This is a genomic window from Paenibacillus sp. 01T424, from assembly GCF_056398745.1.
In genome coordinates this window covers 173,809-191,657 of sequence record NZ_JBFTPZ010000006.1, presented here as the reverse complement: position 1 = coordinate 191,657, position 17,849 = coordinate 173,809, and the positions used below count along the sequence as shown (strand labels likewise).

Below are 17,849 nucleotides of genomic sequence, written 5' to 3'. Positions count from 1 at the left end.
TTACGTATTATATCCGCTTATTTTATCATATTGTTTATTTTGACACCCTAGTCTGTGGTAGGGGATTAGGCTTAATTACTATTGATTATGCTTTCTACCAATATTTTAGTAATGAGTTATAGAGTAGATTTTGTTATGCTTCGAGGATTGATCGCATGAGGAGGGTCTTTCGTGAAGCATACTTATACTAGATTTGCTCTAGCAGCATTTACTTTACTATATATCATAACACTTGTTGCTCATCCCATTGCGGCTCAAAGCACGCTGCCTTTTGATGATATTTCAAGCAGCTATGCCAAACAGGAAATAATCGATTTGTATAATAAAAAGATTATAACGGGCACATCGGAGCGAAGCTTCTCGCCAAAGCAATCGATCTCGAGAGCGGAGTTTGTTACTGTGCTTGATCGGCTGCTTGGGCTTGAGCCTGTACCGACGCCAGTATCGCCATATACTGACGTACCTATGAAGGCTTGGTATTACGGATGGATTCAGGCTGCTGTGCAGCTTGGCTTAGCAGATGGCGTCAGCGCCTCTTTGTTTGCACCTGCGAAGGCAGTTACAAGGCAGGAAGCAGCCGTATTATTAACGAGAGCATTGAAGAAGCTGGATCATAAATCGGAAGTAAAGCTAAGCTTTGGCGATGACAGCCGCATTGCTGTTTGGGCAAGTTCTTCTGTAGCGGCGATGAACGCTCTTGGCCTTATGAAAGGTGACGATAAGGGGAATTTCCGTCCAGGCGATCCGATAAGCAGACAAGAAACCGCAGTAATGATTCATCGGGTTCTGCAAAATGTGAACTGGGCAGGTGAGCTTGCAGCAAAGCCCAAGGAAACGATAAAGCTAGGTTGGCAGTATGGCCAGACGACGCAGCAGTATGAACAAACGGTTTTGAATTCTAATGTAAACACCTTGTCTCCGCGTTGGTATTTTACAGGGGAAGCGGGAGAAATATCGGATAACACGGATCCGTCTCTTGTGACTTGGGCGAAACAGCATAATAAAAAGGTATGGGCAATGGTCGGCAACCGCTCGGATCAAGCGGCTACTCATAAGCTGCTATCTAGTTCCACACTACGCACCAAAGCAATTTCTCAGCTTGCAGAGTACGTGACAAAGTATAAGCTGGACGGACTCAATATTGATTTTGAAAATGTTGCGCCTCAGGATCGAGCAGCTTTGACCGCCTTCATTACGGAGTTGTCCAAAAAAATGAAGCTCTTGAACGTTACACTGTCGCTTGACGTATCTCCCGACCGGGGAACGGATTGGACAGACGCTTTTGATTTTGCCGCACTTGGAAAATTGGCCGATTATATCGTATTGATGGGCTATGATGAGCACTGGGGAGACGGCTCGGAAGCGGGCTCCAACGCCTCTATAGGTTTTGATGAAGCGGCTGTGAATAAGCTTCTTAAATTGGTGCCAAGCCAAAAGGTAATATTGGGCGTGCCTTTCTATAACCGTGATTGGGATTTAAAGAAGGACGGCAGCGTTGAGTCCTCCGCATTTATTTCATTAGGCGAGCAGAATGCGCTCATTAGTAAATATGGAATCAGGCCTTTATGGGACGCCAAAATCGGGCAGTACACAGCTGCATATATGAAGAACGGTATACAGCATAAAATATGGGTAGAGGACGGGCGTTCGTTAACCGAAAAGTATAAGCTGGCTGTAAAAAGCAAGCTTGCTGGACTAGCTTACTGGTACGTAGGTGGCGAAAGTCCGGATATATGGATAAGTCTAAAAAATGCGGATCGATTTTTGGGTTATTCCTTCTCCTAATAGTTATTTACCAAAACCGCTGAATTGATTCGCAAAAGCAAATGACATGGGCACCCCTCTAATCAAGAGGGGTGCCTTTTTTTAAAGGCTGCAGCTAACCTATGAGATGAGGCATTATATGTTATGAATATGATGTAAAGCAACGAAAACTAGATTCGTATTTTCCGAACTAGCTATTGCGTGGTGAAAATGTGTAAAATATGTAAGGCATAGCGGTAATTATTGGTTTTAAGTAGATGAAATGAAGCCGCTAAGATGAGAGGGAGAGGGTCTATTCGTGAAAAAGTTTGCAGCATTATTTCTATCATTAGCTCTACTATTTTCTTTCGTAACGAACATCCAAGCAGAGGCTAAGCCTATTTCAGTTTGGATAGACGGCGAGCAGGTACAGCTTGGTGAGAATCAACCTACGATGGAAAAGGGAACGATTCTTGTTCCGGCGAAGACGGTTCTTCAAAAGCTTGATTTCCAAGTAACCTGGGATCAGAAAAATAAAGTCATTTCAGGGAAGAAGCAAGGACTAACCCTTTTATTCCAAATCGACAACTTAGGGGCAATGGCTAACGAGACGGAAATTGGATTGCTTGCTGCGCCTAAGATCGTTAAAGGAACTGTTTATATTCCTTTGCGTACGGTAAGTGAAGCAGCAGGTTATGAAATTACTTGGAATAAAGAGCAGCGCTCTGTTTCTCTTAAGGAGAATGAGCCAAGTAAAGGTTTCCTTTGGAAAGTAGAAAAGGACGGCAGCACCGTATATTTGCTGGGGTCGATACATATTGCGAACAAAGCGATGTACCCTTTGCGCTCTGAAATTCAAAAAGCTTATGATGCATCCGACTATTTGGTTGTAGAGGCTGATATTTCGAAGATGAATGATGAGAAGGTGCAAAAGCAAGTGCTTGATTTAAGCGTATTGAAGGATAATACAACGCTTAAAGATCATATCTCAGCTGATTCTTACAAGAAGCTTGGCGAGATTTTGAAGGAGAACGGCTTACCGGAAAATACGCTGGATACCTATAAGCCTTGGAGCGTTTCGTCTACTGTGGATTATCTTAGCTCAGCAAAAGAAGGTTATGATTCAGGCATAGGGATTGATGCCCATTTCTTGCAGCAGTCGCTGGAGAACAAGAAGCCAATTCTAGAGCTGGAATCGATCGAATACCAGCTTAATATGTTCAATAATTTTTCAGACAAACTGCAAGAAGAAATGCTGAAAGGTTCTATTGAGAACTATTTTGCAGAAGTATCAGGGATTGAAGATCTTACGAAAATGTGGGTTACCGGAAATGAAGAGCAGCTGCTCGAGCTGACGAAATCAGCTTCGTCGAATGCGGAGCTTAATAAAGCGCTGCTTACTGACCGCAATGCTCCAATGGTTGAGAAAATAACGGGTTACTTGAATGACACGACAAAAAAATCATATTTCGTAGTCGTTGGAGCTGCACATATGCTCGGCGAGAACGGTATCGTTCCACTGCTGGAGAAGAAAGGTTTTACTGTAGTTCGTCAATAGCAGCATGAAAGAGACAAGGCAATCACGCAGTGAGCGTGATTGCCTTCTTTTTGTTCTTTGTGTGATCAGCCGATATGCTGCTGCTGTTTAAGCTTAAGCTCAACAAGCAGCGCGTGCAGCTGTTCTGTCGCTAGGCCATGCAGTACGAGTCGAAAGCCTGCTTTAAGCGTCGTGAGCGGCACCATGGGATGTTTGTTGTTTATAAGCGCCAGTCGGTCGTTGCTGCCGATAATTTTGGAAGCAAGGATGCCAATCGTTTCATCCAGCTGAAGGGAGTTCGTCGCACGCCAGAAGTCATTATCGGTTAGAAACATTTGATAGACAGGGGTGAAGCATTCAATGGCGGTCGTCAAATCCATAAAATTGGTCCAGCGATTAGGCATTTGCTCAATAGGCAGAGGTTCCGATGTGATGGCGTTAAAGTTAAGCCGGTCCTGCTTTGTAACCTCAATTCCTTTGTGACGCATCTCGCGATTAAGATTGATGACGAAGTTGTATAAATTGAGATCGTGAATGAGAAAAAGATCATCTTTTACCGGCTCCAGATTGGTTGGTTTGAGCGGGTTCATCTCGATCTGAACGTCAGGCACATTATCACGAATGAAGCCAAGCACCTCAGAGCCAAGATAGAAGTGGCGCAAAATCATATAATTAGCATCTGGGCTTACGAAGGTTTTCATTCCGAAATGCAGGACGCGGTGCAGCAGCCGGGATGAGGTGAGTGCTTTAGGTACGATTATTTTGTAAACCTGAAGAACAATAATCATTAATCTCGCAAAAGGACGCAGTACGGGCAGCAGAAACTGCCGTGATCTGCTAGAGCAATCCTTGAGGTAAGCAGCCTTGGCCTCCTCATTGAAAGGAATGCTCTGATCCATAAAGATGGCTAGAAACGGATTGGGATCGTTTTTGTCATGCGGCATTTGATGAAAATAATCAGTTTTGCTCATACATTGCCCAGCTCCTCTAATTGCAGCAAGTATAAACGCGCCGTCGTTTTAGCTGTTTTCACTATTCGTCCTGCAATCTCCGCAGTAAGCATCGGATGCTGGACGACTGCCTCGAGCCTCTCGAAGTGCTTCTCATCAGAGTCGCTATGATAAAGCAGAAACGACACTTCTTCATCGCTAAGCCCAAGCTGATCGCGAATCATTTCGCCCCAGTAGCGCGCCATACGGCATCCAAGTCCCTCTATAATCCACATAGCGCCAATGAGATCAACGGGATTCTCGCGGCTAGCACGCTGGAACAAATAAGCCGACAATGCTTCACTGCCAATATTTTTTTCGCCTGATTGTATGTGTGCTAGGTCCCCGCCGATGGCGACGTAGTTGCGTTCTAGAATTTGAAAGTCACGATGCTCGTCACGCGCATGGGCAATGAACGTCGAACGAAGATCGATATGCTCAATCGCGATATACGAGGCGGCACGAGCAATCCACTGCGAACCGTCAATGACCTGTTGGCGGATGTTTTCCATTAGCAGCTTGTAGTCATGAAGGGTAAATTTGTTGTTGTACAGCTTATGAATAACCGGGACATGAGCCAGCTTTTGCTCAAAATCAATCCAAACCTGTACGAGCTGCCTAACGAGCTGCGCTTGAACGTGGTCTGCTTCGTTATATTCGAGATGAGGTGCCTCAGGCTGCCTCTCTTCAAACAACGGATCTGCGATATGTCGCACATCAGCTGTGTCGCCAACAACCGTCAACAGCATATAGGAGGTTTGGAATCGGCCGCTTTCCGGCACCATGCATAACACCTGCTCACCTGGCTTCAAATGGCCTTCGTTAAGCAGCTCCTCCAGCATGATGTAGATTGAAGCAGCACCGGTGTTGCCCTTCGTATATAAATTCGTAAACCATTTCTCCTCAGGAATGGTGAGTCCGCCAAGCTGCAGCAGCTTAAATATTTCGTCGCGGAAAAAATGAGATGAATAGTGGCATACCATCCAATCGATAGCGCTCGGTTCGATTTTGCCCTCATCTACCAGCTCGAAAAATCGATTAACCCCGACCTTAGGCATTTCATTAACGAGCCGAATATCTTGTTTGAGATTAAGAGCCCCGTCGTCAGCAGCTTCATGAATGGTGGCATAGTCAAGCCAGCTTTGCTGCTCGGCATTATCCTTGTTGGTTCCTGCATACATGCAGACATCGTATAGAGTAGCGTAGGATTTGTTGTCGATCCATTCGATGCGCAGGGATAAACCGCTGGCGGCAGGTTGATGCTGAAGAACCGCTGCACCTGCTCCATCGGACAGCATAAACCGAAGAAAGTCAGTGTCGAAAGGAATGGGATGATCGGCGACACCCTTTTGCGCTTCGAACCTCGTATTTTTGAACACGCGGCTCGGAAATTCACTGGCGCAGGAAATGGCGGTTTGCTGCTCTCCTGACTGCACATGCAGGAATGCGTTTTTCATCGCCTGCATACCGCTGGCGCAAACGCCGTGATGTGTCGCAACCTCCATGACAGGCAGCTTCGTTTCGGCATGCACCATACTTGCGAAGCCGGGAACAAGCAAATCACCTTGGGTCGTACCGACAGCGAGAAATGCGATTTGATCGCTCAGTGCCGCATGGTTGCGGGAGAGCGCATCTTGTATCGCAAGTCCTGCCATTTCTGCATTTGAATATAGGCTCTCTTGTTCTTTGTTTATCGCATAATGCCGAAAGCGTATTTTGTTTTGATCAAGAATGCGCCGCATCGACTTGGAGCTTTTACCGTTTATTTTGCCGAGATAATCCTCGATTTCATCATTACCGATAGGGGAGCCGGGAAGAAATTTACCAATGCTGGTTATATAGACGGGATTCATCAAGCACCTCCAAATAAGAAATATTTATAAGTCTTATGATCGGTTATGCAGCGTTTCAAGCCTAGTACTAACTTTATTTGGTACCGCAATTAAAGTAGGGCTTGAATATATGCATGATCGTCTTATATAATAAACGCATATCAAAACTGATGACTGACGGAGGTAACCCAGCCGATGAAGTAARTACACGATTCCTGTAAACAACTTGTTTAAGTACAAGCGGCGTTCTCATAGCGAGAACCGGTCAGGGATACGTGCGTCGATTTGGGGACTTATGGATAGTCAATCAGCAGCGATAGATACGAGATGTTTACCCGCTAACTAGCGGTGTGACTCATCGTTATTTTCGTTTACCTGATATTCCCCTGCGTATTCGACCGTGTGCCGCTGGCCACGGTTTTTTATTATGTTTTTTTGAAATGGGGAATGTTCAATGATGCTATTAAAAGTTAAACATGTGAACAAGGAATGGGACGGCAATATCCTGTTCGAGAATATAAATTTTGAAGTCAGAGAAGGCGAAAGGCTGGCTCTGTTTGGACGAAATGGCGTGGGCAAAACGACGCTGCTGCAAGGACTGACTGGCAGAATCTCATTCGATGACGGTGAGGTGCAGCGGCTGCTTCCTCTTGCAGAGTGGGGCTGGCTCGACCAGCAGGCACAGATGAATTCCTCACTCACGCTGCTTGAATTCGTGCATGCAGGCACAGAAGAATTGTTCCGATTAAAACGGTCGATGGTGGAGTTAACAAGGCGAATGCAAGAGGATGCAAATGAGTCGCTGTTAAGCGAGTACAGTGAACTGTACGAACGTTATGCGCAGCTTGATGGCTATAGCTGGGAGATGAAGGTGGAGAGATGCTTAACGCAGTTAAGCTTTGATCCCTCGCTGTGGCACTTATCATTTTCGCAGCTAAGCGGAGGTCAAAAGACGAAAGCACAATTAGCCGCGCTGATGGTAAGAGAGCCGAAGCTAGTTGTGCTGGATGAGCCGACGAATCACTTGGATTCTTCGGCTCTGGATTGGCTGGAAAAATGGGTGCAGGATTACCCGGGAACGGTTATTTATGTGTCGCATGATCGTACGTTTATCGACCGGACAGCAACGACTGTTCTTGAGTTTGAGCGAGATGGGTGCCGGCGCTATTCGGGCGGATATACGCAGTATAAGACGCAGAAAGAGCTGGAGCTAAGGACGCAGGAGGCGCTGCATAAGAAGCAGGAGCTGGAGCGTGAGAAGCTGCTTGAGAGCATACGCATGTATGCCGAATGGTTTCAGCAGGCGCATAAGGCGGCGGGTCAAAATGATTTTCTTAGATCAAAATCTAAGAAAAACGTGTCGCGTCTGCATGCGAAGGAGTCTGCGCTTGAGCGGTTGAACAAGGATAAGGTGCAGAAGCCGCGCGAGGACTCACAGCTGAAGATGCAGCTGGAGTCCGACGGTTTTGCAGCGGCTACGCTGCTTCGGATGGAGGACGTTAGTTTTGCCTATGAGGGGCATAGGAGTGTTATAAGCAGGTTAAACCTCACCTTAGGTAGAGGTGATCGATTAGCTGTGCTTGGTCCGAATGGTGTAGGCAAGTCGACATTGTTAAAGCTTGCGACAGGGAGCTTGCTGCCTAGCTTGGGCAAGGTTAGCATTCATCCGCAGGTGAAAATCGGATATTTTGAGCAGGAGCTTGATAAGCTCGACAATGAGATGACCATCCTTGACAGCTTATTGCTGCTGCCAGAGATGACGCAGTCGCATGCAAGGACGATTTTGGGCTGCTTCCTGTTTACGAAGGAGGACGTATTTAAGCGAATCGGGGACTTAAGCATGGGTGAGCGATGCCGAGTAGCATTCTTGAAGCTTTATTTTGGCAAAGCGAATCTGCTCGTGCTTGATGAACCGACGAACTATTTGGATATTAGCACGCGAGAGCAGGTCGAACAGGCGCTTCAGCATTATCCGGGTGCCGTTCTGCTTGTCACGCATGATCGCTATTTAATTCGCCAAGCCGCTAATCGACTGCTCGTACTCGATGGAAAAAGTGAACCGAGCTTGTTCCACGGATCGTATGAGGAGTATGTATCTAAGGATCGAAGCCGGCTGCTTTCAGCGGATGAACAGGTAAGCCAAAACGAGCGGGAGATGCTGCAGCTGCGTTTAACGCAGCTTATGAGCTGCGCTGAGCCGGAAGATCCAGCGGAGCAGAAGCAATTGATGAATGAAATTCGCCAGCTGCGCGCGCAAATAAATAGCTGATGGGTAAGCTGGAGGAAGGTGGATTTACAACATGGTTAGGAGAAACATGGCGTTTATAGTCTTAGCGATGCTCATGCTGGCTGGATGTGCTGGTCAGGAGCAGGATAAAGTGCCGAAGCAAACTTCAGCTTCAGATGAACCCTATGACTATACGATTAATGAGACGGAGGATGTTATTGCAAAGTCCGGTGAAGTAACGAATAGCGAGAGATTAGATGCTTTTGTGAGCGGAGCTATAGATCAGGTGCGAGTTGTACGTTTTATAACGGAAGGAAACCCGATTTTTTATAATCTTGCGTGGGCGGAGGATCAGATCGAGGTGCGTTACGATACATCACAGGATCAGTATGGATCATCAAGCGTAAAAACCTATTCATGTGACGGTTTGAAAAAAGAAGAAACGGGACGCGCTTACGCCTATAAGCTAAGTGGCTGTGGCGCAGCCAATAAGCCGATAGATTTGTTGGACGTTCCGATTTAGGCAGTAGATATAAGGGAGGGRCTCTCCTTAAAGCAATCTCTGAATATACAGCCCCCACTTTTCACGTAATATTCTGAAAAAAAGAACCTTCAAATTCACTTTCATAGTGGTTTTGAAGGTTCTTTTGCAAATAATATGGGATTATCTTACTCAGATTTACCCTTTTAGGATATCCCCTTTTTTTGTTGCTTTGAAATAGTGAAGAGTAGTATGACTGGAATTTGAAAGCTAGAAATGCAATATATGGTTTACATCTATATGGATATAAATTACAGTATTTACAAAGTGAATGATGGAAGATGTTGTGAATACGAATGGGTGAACATGCAAATGTGAAATTAAAGCTGGTAAGAGTGGAGAACGATATGTCATAGGAGCAGCTGGCTGACGCGTTTGGAGCTACTAGGTAGACGGTCGGACACAATGAAGCTGGCAATTACAATCCGAGTATTCTTCTTTGTATCGCTATTTGCAAGACACTCGGCAAAACGTTAAACGATCTATTTTGGGAGGCATCTTGATGAAGGTTTAGAGGCTCGTAGATGAACGGATCACGTCAGAGGTGCAGAAGTAGGGGCATCACGCGTTCGGCATTTTAGCTAACGAACTACAGTGGCCTTATTTGCTGTATAGCGTTCTGTTTTTGAATCTAACGAACACAGCGAGCCTTATTTCTTGTAATTTCGATCGTTTGGTCTCCATTAAGGGCAGATAACGACTCCTGAGTTCGTTAGATATTAATATAGCCCTGAAATTCAAGAATAACGACACCTGAGTTCGTTAGGATAAAGCATGAAACACAGATGGCTGAGGTAAGCCACTATGCTAGAATGCTTTTGGACTAAAATATTGAAACATTTTTAGTAGAGATTGATAATTGAGTGTTGAGTGAATAAAAAAATTCACAATTAACGGAAGTATCTATAACGTTAATGATTCAACCATTACTCGGAGGTGAGTACGATCTTAAAGAAGAAAAAGGCAATATTTATCGTTGTAGCTATTGTAGTTGTTTTTACATGGATTCTTACCTTTCTATCTCCCGAGTGGACGATCCGCAGACATATACTAATGAGCTTGCAGCCTATCAATAGCTTGAAAGCGGATATTTCCACAACGGGCAGAGTCGATGAAAAGTACGGTCATTTATACAATGTGAACGGGTATATGCATTACCCTACGGGAGATGAGCTGGGAGCCGTTTATTTGAAGAAGCTGGGGCCGTTATGGTATGTAGCGAGTGTAGGGACGGGTCCGTGAGGAAGAGGAAAGGGGTTGTCCCATAAGCAATGACATCTGCTTATGGGACAACCCCTATTTTTAAAAGCACTGCAACCAACGTACGAGGCAATTGAAGCGGGGGGATTATCGATTCACATCGACTTGAAGATTATGTTTTTTGAAAATGTGAATCATGGCGGTTTTGGCTTCCTCTTCATCTGGTCCATGTATTTCAAGGTGGTAGGCATGGGTTTGGTACAAGATGATGCTAAGTCCAAGGATGCTTTTGACATCGATAAATTTGGAATCACTGGTGCGGAGAACGATGCTTGATTTAAAATCGGCCGCCATTTGATTAATATCAACGATAGCTCTGATTCCAGCTGTCATTGGATAACCTCCGTTCCACTTTTCTTGTTTATCTGTACTCCCGCGGTATTCTGCGTGCTACGCCTGTCTTGATCGCTGCTCTAATGACGAGATCGCGAATGGCTTTCACAACGGCCTGATTGAAAACGCTCGGAATAATGTAGTGCTTGCTTCGTTCTTCATCCGAGATTGCGGATGCGATCGCCTCTGATGCCGCCAGCTTCATTTCCTCGTTAATCGTAGTAGCTCTGCAGTCCAGTGCCCCGCGGAAAATACCAGGGAAACACAGCACATTGTTAATCTGGTTCGGATAATCCGAACGTCCGGTGGCGATTACCCCTACAATATCCTCAACTTCCTCAGGCTTGATCTCAGGTGTTGGATTCGCCATGGCAAAGACAATAGGGTTTTCGGCCATCGCCATAACATCTTCGCGTCGCAGCAGTCCTCCAGCAGAAAGTCCAATGAATACATCAGCGCCTTGGATTACATCTCGTAAAGAGCCTTCAACGCGGTTCGGATTGGTATGCTCGGCATACCAGTTCCACATGCGGTTATCATAGTCAGTTCCAGCGGTTATCGCGCCGTTCCGATCTACACCAATGATGTTTGTAACGCCGGCGGATAAAAGAATTTTTGTGCAAGCGACGCCTGCTGCACCGATTCCGCAAACAACGACCTTAATGTCATGAATGGGCTTATTCACTATTTTTAATGCATTGATTAGCGCCGCATACAATACAACTGCTGTACCATGCTGGTCATCATGAAATACTGGAATATCGAGTTCTTCACGCAATCTTTCTTCAATCTCAAAGCACCTCGGCGATGAAATATCTTCAAGGTTAATTCCGCCGAAGCCGGGAGCAATCGCCTTAATAGTTGCGATAATTTGCTCGGTATCTTGCGTATCAAGGCAGATAGGGAAGGAGTCAACGTCTGCCAGTTGCTTGAATAGCATAGATTTTCCTTCCATAACAGGCATAGCTGCATAGGGGCCAATATTGCCAAGCCCTAAGACAGCGCTGCCGTCCGAAATGACAGCAACCGTATTTCTCTTAATCGTTAACGTAAATGCTTTTCTTTGTTCTTCATGAATGGCTAAGCAGACGCGAGCAACATCGGGCGTATAAACACGAGAGAGATCGTCGCGGTTCTGAATAGGCGATTTCAGTTTAGTTTCGATTTTACCGCCAAGATGCAGCAGAAATGTTCTATCCGAAATATTCACTAGCTTGACTCCGTGCAAGTTCTTAATCATTTCGGTAATAATGTTAATATCGACTGTATCCGTGACGGTAATGGTAATATCTCTTATCGTCATATGCTGACTGGTCTGAATGACGTCAATGGCCACGATATCTCCACCGGCTTCGAAAATAGAGGATGCAACCTGTCCGAAATGTACCTCTTTCGTATTCATTTCGAGACGCAGTATTACACTTTTCCCACCTAGTTTATTGTTATCCATGGCTACCCCCATCAAATCTGTATTTTTTATCGTTCGTGATTAACCTTCTTCGTTAATGACAACCTCTTTCCCTCTCTTCTTTAGCAAAATAGGTATAATTAACCAGAGAGCTGCGATAATTAAGAAAACAAGAGACATTGGTTTTTGCACGAAAATCATAAAATCTCCGTTAGATGTCGTTAAAGCTCTTCGCATATTGTTTTCAATCATTGGCCCAAGTACTAAACCAAGCACGAGAGGAGCTAGCGGATAATCATTTCGTACAAGAAAGAATCCTGCAATTCCACAGCCGAGCAGCAGCATTAAATCAAAGACTTGTGCCTGAACCGCATAAACACMAAATATAGAAATGGCAATAATGATTGGAATCAAATATTTCGGCGGCGTCTGAATGATTTTTGCAAATACCTTAACTAACGGCATATTGAGTACGAGCAAAATGAGATTTCCGATTAACATACTGGCAATTAATCCCCAAGCTACTTGAGGATGTTCCTCAAATAACAAAGGACCTGGCTGAATGTTATACATAATCAAAGCGCCCATTAATATAGCGGTTGTACCTGAGCCTGGAATACCAAGTGTAAGCAAAGGGATCATAGCCCCGCCTGATGCTGCATTATTAGCGGATTCAGGGGCAGCTACACCGGCAATGTTGCCTTTGCCAAAGGTTTCTGGATTTTTGCTCATTTTTTTCTCCAAAATATAACTGAAGAAAGAAGCTAAAGTCGCACCAGCACCCGGCAAAATACCAATAAAAAAGCCTAAAACCGAACCGCGGGCAATCGGTCCTGCACTATCCTTCAAGTCTTTTTTTGTTGGGAGGATACGTTCAATTTTTGCTGCTTTACCGGCGGTGTAGTCTCTTTCCAAAATGGTTTTGAATACTTCTCCCAATGCAAATAGACCAACTGCCACTGTTAAAAACTCAAGGCCGGAATAAAGCAACGGCATGCCGAAAGTAAACCTTGCAACACCCGATACGGTATCCATGCCGATCGTAGCGAGCAGCAGTCCGAATACGGTCATAATGAGAGCTTTCGTAATGGACTTTCCAGCCAAGCCGCTTACGGCGCATAGTCCAAGAAGCATTAAGGAGAAATAATCGGCAGGACCAAACTTTATCGCAACCTCTGATAGTGGTTCTGCTAATACGATGAGCGCGATGACAGCAAATACTCCTGCAACGAAAGAACCGATTGCAGAGATGGATAAGGCAGCACCAGCTCTACCCTGTCTAGCCATTTGATAGCCGTCTAATGTTGTCACGACAGAGGAGGATTCCCCAGGTGTATTAAGCAGAATAGAGGTCGTTGATCCTCCGTACATCGCACCGTAATAAACGCCGGCCAAAAGTATGATAGAGCTTGTGGCCGCTGCTTCAGGAGCTAATCCGCCCGTCATTGATGCAGTTACAGGTATAAGCAAGGCGACACCGCTCATGGGTCCTATACCAGGCAATACCCCTACAGCCGTACCTATCAACACGCCGATGAAAGCAAAGAGCAAGTTATGCCATTGAAAGGCGGTCGCAAAGCCGTCTGCGAGAAATTGTAGTGTATCCATTCATATGCCTCCTTTAGTTACGATAGCCATGACGGAAAACCAGGCATTGAACCTTCCAGAATGACAACAAAGATGACGTAAACGCCGACTGCAAACAATCCGGAGATCAAGATCGATTTTAGCCATTTTCCTCTTTCCAAAACTTGAAAGCTAATGAGAAGGAAGAGGAATGTCCCGATGATATAGCCGATCGTTTCTAAGAAGAAGGCGTATAAAAAAGCAGAAGCGAAAATAATGAGAAACTTCTTGTAATCAAGCTTTCCCGCTTTGCTGCTAGAGCCTTTAAACTTTAACACTTCGTAAAATAGACGTAAGCTTAAAATGACAAGCAGCGCCCCCAGACCAAAGGGAACGATATTAGGCCCGACCTTGCTGCCGTAGGATGAAGCGCTAATTAATGTGCTCTGCCACATGAATCCAACACCGAGAAGGAAAAATATAATGCTGGCGTATCGATCAAATGTTTTGTTCAAGGCCTTCACCTCCGATGAATGATGAAAGGAGAGGAGAGAGACTAGCTCTCTCCCATCCAATCACTCATGCTTATGCTTTTATCAAGCGTTTGCTCTTCGTTCAGTCATTTACTTCTGCATACCGAGCGCTGTCAACAGCTCTTGTACCGCAACTTCTTGCTCAGCAAGGAAGGCAGTGAAATCTTCGGAGTTTTTGTATTCGCTGACCCAATCGTTGGCTTTCAATTCTTTCGCCCACGCTTCGTGTTCAGAGAGAGATTTTAACGTTTTATCCCAGTAAGCGATTTGCTCTTTTGTCATGCCTTTCGGACCTAATACGCCGCGCCAGATCGTGAACTCTGCATCTATGCCCAGCTCTTTTAACGTTGGCACATCCTTGAAGTCACCTTCAATCCGTTCATCAGAAGTTACGGCCAAAATTTTGATTTTTCCTGCTTTTAAATAGCTGCCGAGGGAAGAGATGTCTGTTCCAATCGCATCAGCATTGTTGCCGAGCAGCGCAGCAATGGCTTCGCCTCCGCCATCATAGGACAAGTACTTGACTGTTTTAGGGTCAACGCCTGCTCTAAATGCGGGGAGTACGCTAATTAAATGATCCATAGAACCAGGCGCTGATCCTCCGGCAAGCGTAACTTTAGAAGGGTCTGCCTTAATGTCGTTAATTAGAGAATGAAGATCGTTGTATTTGGAATTTGCAGCAACCGCGATTGCACCGTAGTCCTTCGTTATTTGTGCGAGCGGGGTAACATCCTTGTAGCCGTAAGGGCTGTTTCCTTCTTTTTTGAGATTGTTAATAAGAATAGGCGGGGAGCTGACAAACAGCTTGTATGGGTCATTCTTGTCTTTGGTTACATATTCGGCTAAAAATACAGTGCCGCCGCCGCCGGGCTTGTTCTCAACAGTCATCGTGTGATCAACGAGCTTTGTTTCACCTAGCACTTTGGTCAAGGACCTTGCTGTCTTATCCCATCCGCCGCCAGCTCCCGATGGGGCTGTCACAATAAAAGGTTTCTCAGGATAATTAGCCGATCCGCCTTTTGATGCTGTTCCGCCGCAGGCCGTCAAACTAACAGCAACAAAAGCAGCAGCTACTATAGTTTTCCAATTTTTTGTTTGGTATCCCATACGAATAATCCCCCTTTAGTTTCATTCAAGTAAACGTATGAATGATTACTGTAAGCGCTTACTTGTTTGATATGCTTCATACTACCATCGCGAATTGGGGTTGAATACAATAACCACATAAGTTGAAAAGTAGTCATACTGTTTATTTTGTTCATAAAATTTACGGCCATTATCGACTCAAGGGACTATGTTCAGGGAAGCATGTAGAATACAATAAAATCAGCGTCCCGCGGATGAGAAGTTTTTGCATGGAGGTAATTGAATGCGATTACAAACGAGATTGATTTTGTTAATTGGAACTTTGCTATTTATTATTATCATTGCACTTACCTTCAGCTTTGAGAGAATACTAGTGACGACGCTGCAGAAAAATGTAGGTGCATCAGCTCTGAAAATTGCGAAGACAGTAGCGTTGATGGACGTCATTAGACATGCCTTTGAAGAGGAGAATCCTTCAGCCATCATTCAACCCATCGTTGAGAAAATTAGAATGGAAACAGACGCTGAGTACATCGTCATTGGGAATAAAGAGGGAATTCGATATGCGCATCCGCTGCCGGACCGAATCGGGAAAGAAATGGTCGGCGGTGACAATGGGCCTGTGCTGAATGGAGAATCGATCATTTCAGAGGCCGTTGGTTCGATGGGCCCCTCCTTGCGGGGAAAAACTCCCATTTATAATGATCAGAATGAAGTTATAGGCATTGTATCAGTGGGTATTTTATTAAAAGACATTGAACAATCGGCAGTGACTTACCGTAATGCGATGATTATTTTTGCAGCCATTGCGCTGATGGTTGGATCTGGCGGAGCCATTGTTATTGCTAATAGCGTGAAACGATCGATCCACGGTCTAGAGCCTGAGGAAATCGGCTTGTTGTATCAGGAGAAGAGAGCTATTTTGGAAACGATCCATGAAGGCATAATTGCCGTTGATACAGAGGGAACGATTACCCTTGTCAATCAAACGGCTTTGAAGCTGATCGATCCGCTCGAGCAAATGGAGATTACGGGGCAGCATGTGCGGGATGTCATTCCAGAATCGCGGCTAATGGAGGTTATTAAATCAGGGCAATCGGAAATCGATCAAGAAATGACCATTAACGAAAGCAGTGTAGTCGTCAATCGCTTGCCGATATTTGATCATCAGCACCGGGTCGTAGGGGCGGTTTCCAGCTTTCGCAACAAATCCGAGCTGCTTCGATTAACGGAGGAGCTGACGCAGGTGAAGCGATATACCGAGGCATTGCGTTCACAAACGCATGAATACTCCAATAAGCTGTATACGATTTATGGGCTAATCCAGCTGGAGTCGTATCAAGAAGCGATGGATATTATTACACATGAAACCGATGTTCATCAAAATCTGATCCATTTCCTCTTGCAGGAAATTCCCGATCCTATTATTGGCGGCATACTAATTGGCAAGTTCAATCGTGCGAATGAGCTTAAGGTGAAGCTTGAGATTGATTCCAAGAGCACCTTCAAAACGATCCCCGATGATCTAAACCGCAATCACCTGGTAACGATTATCGGCAATTTAATTGACAATGCGCTGGATGCTGTTCTTGAGAAAAATGTTGAGAATCGAACCGTGAAGGTGTTTCTGTCCGACGTAGGCAAAGCTATTACGATCATTATCGAAGATAATGGGAGCGGCATTAAGGAGGATGTCGCAGAGCGGCTGTTTGAGCTCGGTTTCTCCACGAAAAATGAGGATCATCGGGGTTATGGGCTAGTAATTGTTACGCAGGCGATACAACAGTTAAGGGGTCATATCCGTTTTGAATCGCGTCCGCAGGAAGGGACGATCTTTACCGTTGTGATTCCAAAAGAAAAGGGGAAAGATATATGATACGAGTGGTCATAATCGAGGACGACCTTCGAATTGCACAAATCAATCGACGCTTTCTAGAGAAGATAGAGGGCTTCGAAGTCGTTGGAATTGCAACAGATAAGCAGCTGGCGCATGAGCATTTAGATATTTTGGCTCCGGATTTAGTGCTGCTTGATTTATATTTTCCCGATATGAGCGGACTTGACCTGCTTCACTACATACAGAAAAACAACCCGTTAACAGATGTCATTATTATTACGGCCGCCAAGGAATTTGAAACGGTTCGTGAAGCCATTCGCGGCGGGGTATATGATTTTATGATCAAGCCGGTTGTATTTGAACGTTTTCAAGAGAAGCTGAAGTCTTATCAAAAATATCATAATCAAATGGCACTGCTCGGCGGCTCAAATAAACAAGTGGATCAAGAGGGGATTGATCAGCTGCTGTGGGGGGTAAATGATCGTACGGATAAGGATTCTTATTTGCCAAAAGGCATCGATAAGATAACGAATGAGAAAATACTCTCCTTCATTCAGGCAGGTCCTGAAGTATTAACGGCGGAGGAGCTTGGGAAAAAGGCTGGTTTCAGCCGTACGACCGCTCGGCGTTACTTGGAGTATTATGTGGCCAAGGGTGAATTAATAGCTGATATTTCTTATGGAACCGTTGGAAGGCCGGAGCGGGTTTACAAAAGAAAAGAGCAAATATGAGGCTGCCATACTTAGTTTTTCGAGAGGACAATGGATAATAAAAATAGCCCATTAATGAGGAGCAGCGCACCAAAGATAAGGCCGGTTTTATTCTTTTTTATAAATTCCATTCGAACACCTCGCCACTTTTTTTTACTACATATAATTATCTCGTTTTTGGGCTCATTTTTCCACCTTTTTTTTGGTAAAAATGAAGCGAATATTAAGTTTGTGACAGAAAAAATGC

The 17,849-nt window shown here is 45.0% G+C and carries 14 protein-coding genes and 1 pseudogene; 8 read left to right on the top strand and 7 right to left on the bottom strand.

Annotated features, from left to right (window positions below; genetic code table 11):
• The first annotated feature begins 171 nt into the window (after positions 1 to 171).
• Positions 172 to 1,785: an S-layer homology domain-containing protein gene (locus AC1DPK_RS08100; RefSeq protein ID WP_477509947.1), complete on the top strand. Its 1,614-nt coding sequence runs from the start codon at positions 172 to 174 to the stop codon at positions 1,783 to 1,785.
• A 277-nt stretch (positions 1,786 to 2,062) separates the two neighbouring features.
• Entirely contained in the window at positions 2,063 to 3,301 is a 1,239-nt protein-coding gene (locus AC1DPK_RS08095; protein WP_477509946.1) for a TraB/GumN family protein, read from the top strand.
• A gap of 65 nt (positions 3,302 to 3,366) precedes the next feature.
• Here the strand turns inward: AC1DPK_RS08095 and AC1DPK_RS08090 are convergent, their stop codons facing one another.
• Together AC1DPK_RS08090 and AC1DPK_RS08085 are read right to left on the bottom strand one after the other, a co-directional pair.
• Positions 3,367 to 4,251, bottom strand: coding sequence for a DUF6999 family protein (locus tag AC1DPK_RS08090; RefSeq protein ID WP_477509945.1), 885 nt, complete (start codon positions 4,249 to 4,251; stop codon positions 3,367 to 3,369).
• Positions 4,248 to 6,122 carry a 3-oxoacyl-[acyl-carrier-protein] synthase III C-terminal domain-containing protein gene (locus tag AC1DPK_RS08085; RefSeq protein WP_441885026.1) on the bottom strand — a complete coding sequence of 625 codons (1,875 nt, stop codon included), beginning with the start codon at positions 6,120 to 6,122 and terminating at the stop codon, positions 4,248 to 4,250. The genes AC1DPK_RS08090 and AC1DPK_RS08085 overlap by 4 nt, the downstream gene beginning before the upstream one ends.
• Positions 6,123 to 6,555: 433 nt before the next feature.
• On the opposite strand from AC1DPK_RS08085, the gene abc-f reads away from it, so the two are divergent.
• The 4 genes and pseudogenes from abc-f to AC1DPK_RS08065 all read left to right on the top strand — a co-directional run bounded on the left by abc-f (position 6,556) and on the right by AC1DPK_RS08065 (position 10,111).
• Positions 6,556 to 8,370 (top strand): ribosomal protection-like ABC-F family protein, encoded by a 1,815-nt coding sequence (gene abc-f, locus AC1DPK_RS08080; protein ID WP_477509944.1) that lies wholly within the window; start codon positions 6,556 to 6,558, stop codon positions 8,368 to 8,370.
• 31 nt (positions 8,371 to 8,401) lie between these two features.
• On the top strand, positions 8,402 to 8,851 hold the full coding sequence (locus AC1DPK_RS08075) for a DUF4362 domain-containing protein (protein WP_477509943.1): 450 nt from the start codon (positions 8,402 to 8,404) through the stop codon (positions 8,849 to 8,851).
• Between the two features lie 365 nt (positions 8,852 to 9,216).
• A pseudogene (locus tag AC1DPK_RS08070) lies at positions 9,217 to 9,372 on the top strand (helix-turn-helix transcriptional regulator).
• Positions 9,373 to 9,805: 433 nt separating this feature from the next.
• On the top strand, positions 9,806 to 10,111 hold the full coding sequence (locus tag AC1DPK_RS08065; RefSeq protein ID WP_430063362.1) for a hypothetical protein: 306 nt from the start codon (positions 9,806 to 9,808) through the stop codon (positions 10,109 to 10,111).
• A 105-nt stretch (positions 10,112 to 10,216) separates the two neighbouring features.
• Here AC1DPK_RS08065 and AC1DPK_RS08060 read toward each other — a convergent pair whose 3' ends face one another.
• The 5 genes from AC1DPK_RS08060 to AC1DPK_RS08040 form a co-directional block, all read right to left on the bottom strand.
• Positions 10,217 to 10,462 (bottom strand): HPr family phosphocarrier protein, encoded by a 246-nt coding sequence (locus tag AC1DPK_RS08060; RefSeq protein WP_339205101.1) that lies wholly within the window; start codon positions 10,460 to 10,462, stop codon positions 10,217 to 10,219.
• A gap of 28 nt (positions 10,463 to 10,490) precedes the next feature.
• The gene (locus AC1DPK_RS08055) at positions 10,491 to 11,912 is read right to left on the bottom strand and encodes an NAD-dependent malic enzyme (RefSeq protein WP_339205100.1); all 1,422 of its coding nucleotides are present in this window, start codon (positions 11,910 to 11,912) and stop codon (positions 10,491 to 10,493) included.
• Between the two features lie 39 nt (positions 11,913 to 11,951).
• Positions 11,952 to 13,478, bottom strand: coding sequence for a tripartite tricarboxylate transporter permease (locus AC1DPK_RS08050; RefSeq protein ID WP_477509942.1), 1,527 nt, complete (start codon positions 13,476 to 13,478; stop codon positions 11,952 to 11,954).
• Between the two features lie 17 nt (positions 13,479 to 13,495).
• Positions 13,496 to 13,951, bottom strand: a complete 456-nt coding sequence (locus tag AC1DPK_RS08045; RefSeq protein WP_339205098.1) for a tripartite tricarboxylate transporter TctB family protein — start codon at positions 13,949 to 13,951, stop codon at positions 13,496 to 13,498.
• 108 nt (positions 13,952 to 14,059) lie between these two features.
• The gene (locus AC1DPK_RS08040) at positions 14,060 to 15,076 is read right to left on the bottom strand and encodes a Bug family tripartite tricarboxylate transporter substrate binding protein (protein WP_477509941.1); all 1,017 of its coding nucleotides are present in this window, start codon (positions 15,074 to 15,076) and stop codon (positions 14,060 to 14,062) included.
• Between the two features lie 262 nt (positions 15,077 to 15,338).
• Here AC1DPK_RS08040 and AC1DPK_RS08035 point away from each other — a divergent pair, with 262 nt between their 5' ends.
• On the top strand, positions 15,339 to 16,931 hold the full coding sequence (locus tag AC1DPK_RS08035) for an ATP-binding protein (protein WP_477509940.1): 1,593 nt from the start codon (positions 15,339 to 15,341) through the stop codon (positions 16,929 to 16,931).
• Positions 16,928 to 17,623 (top strand): response regulator, encoded by a 696-nt coding sequence (locus AC1DPK_RS08030; protein ID WP_441912023.1) that lies wholly within the window; start codon positions 16,928 to 16,930, stop codon positions 17,621 to 17,623. Before AC1DPK_RS08035 ends, AC1DPK_RS08030 begins: the two co-directional genes overlap by 4 nt.
• Positions 17,624 to 17,849 lie beyond the last annotated feature (226 nt).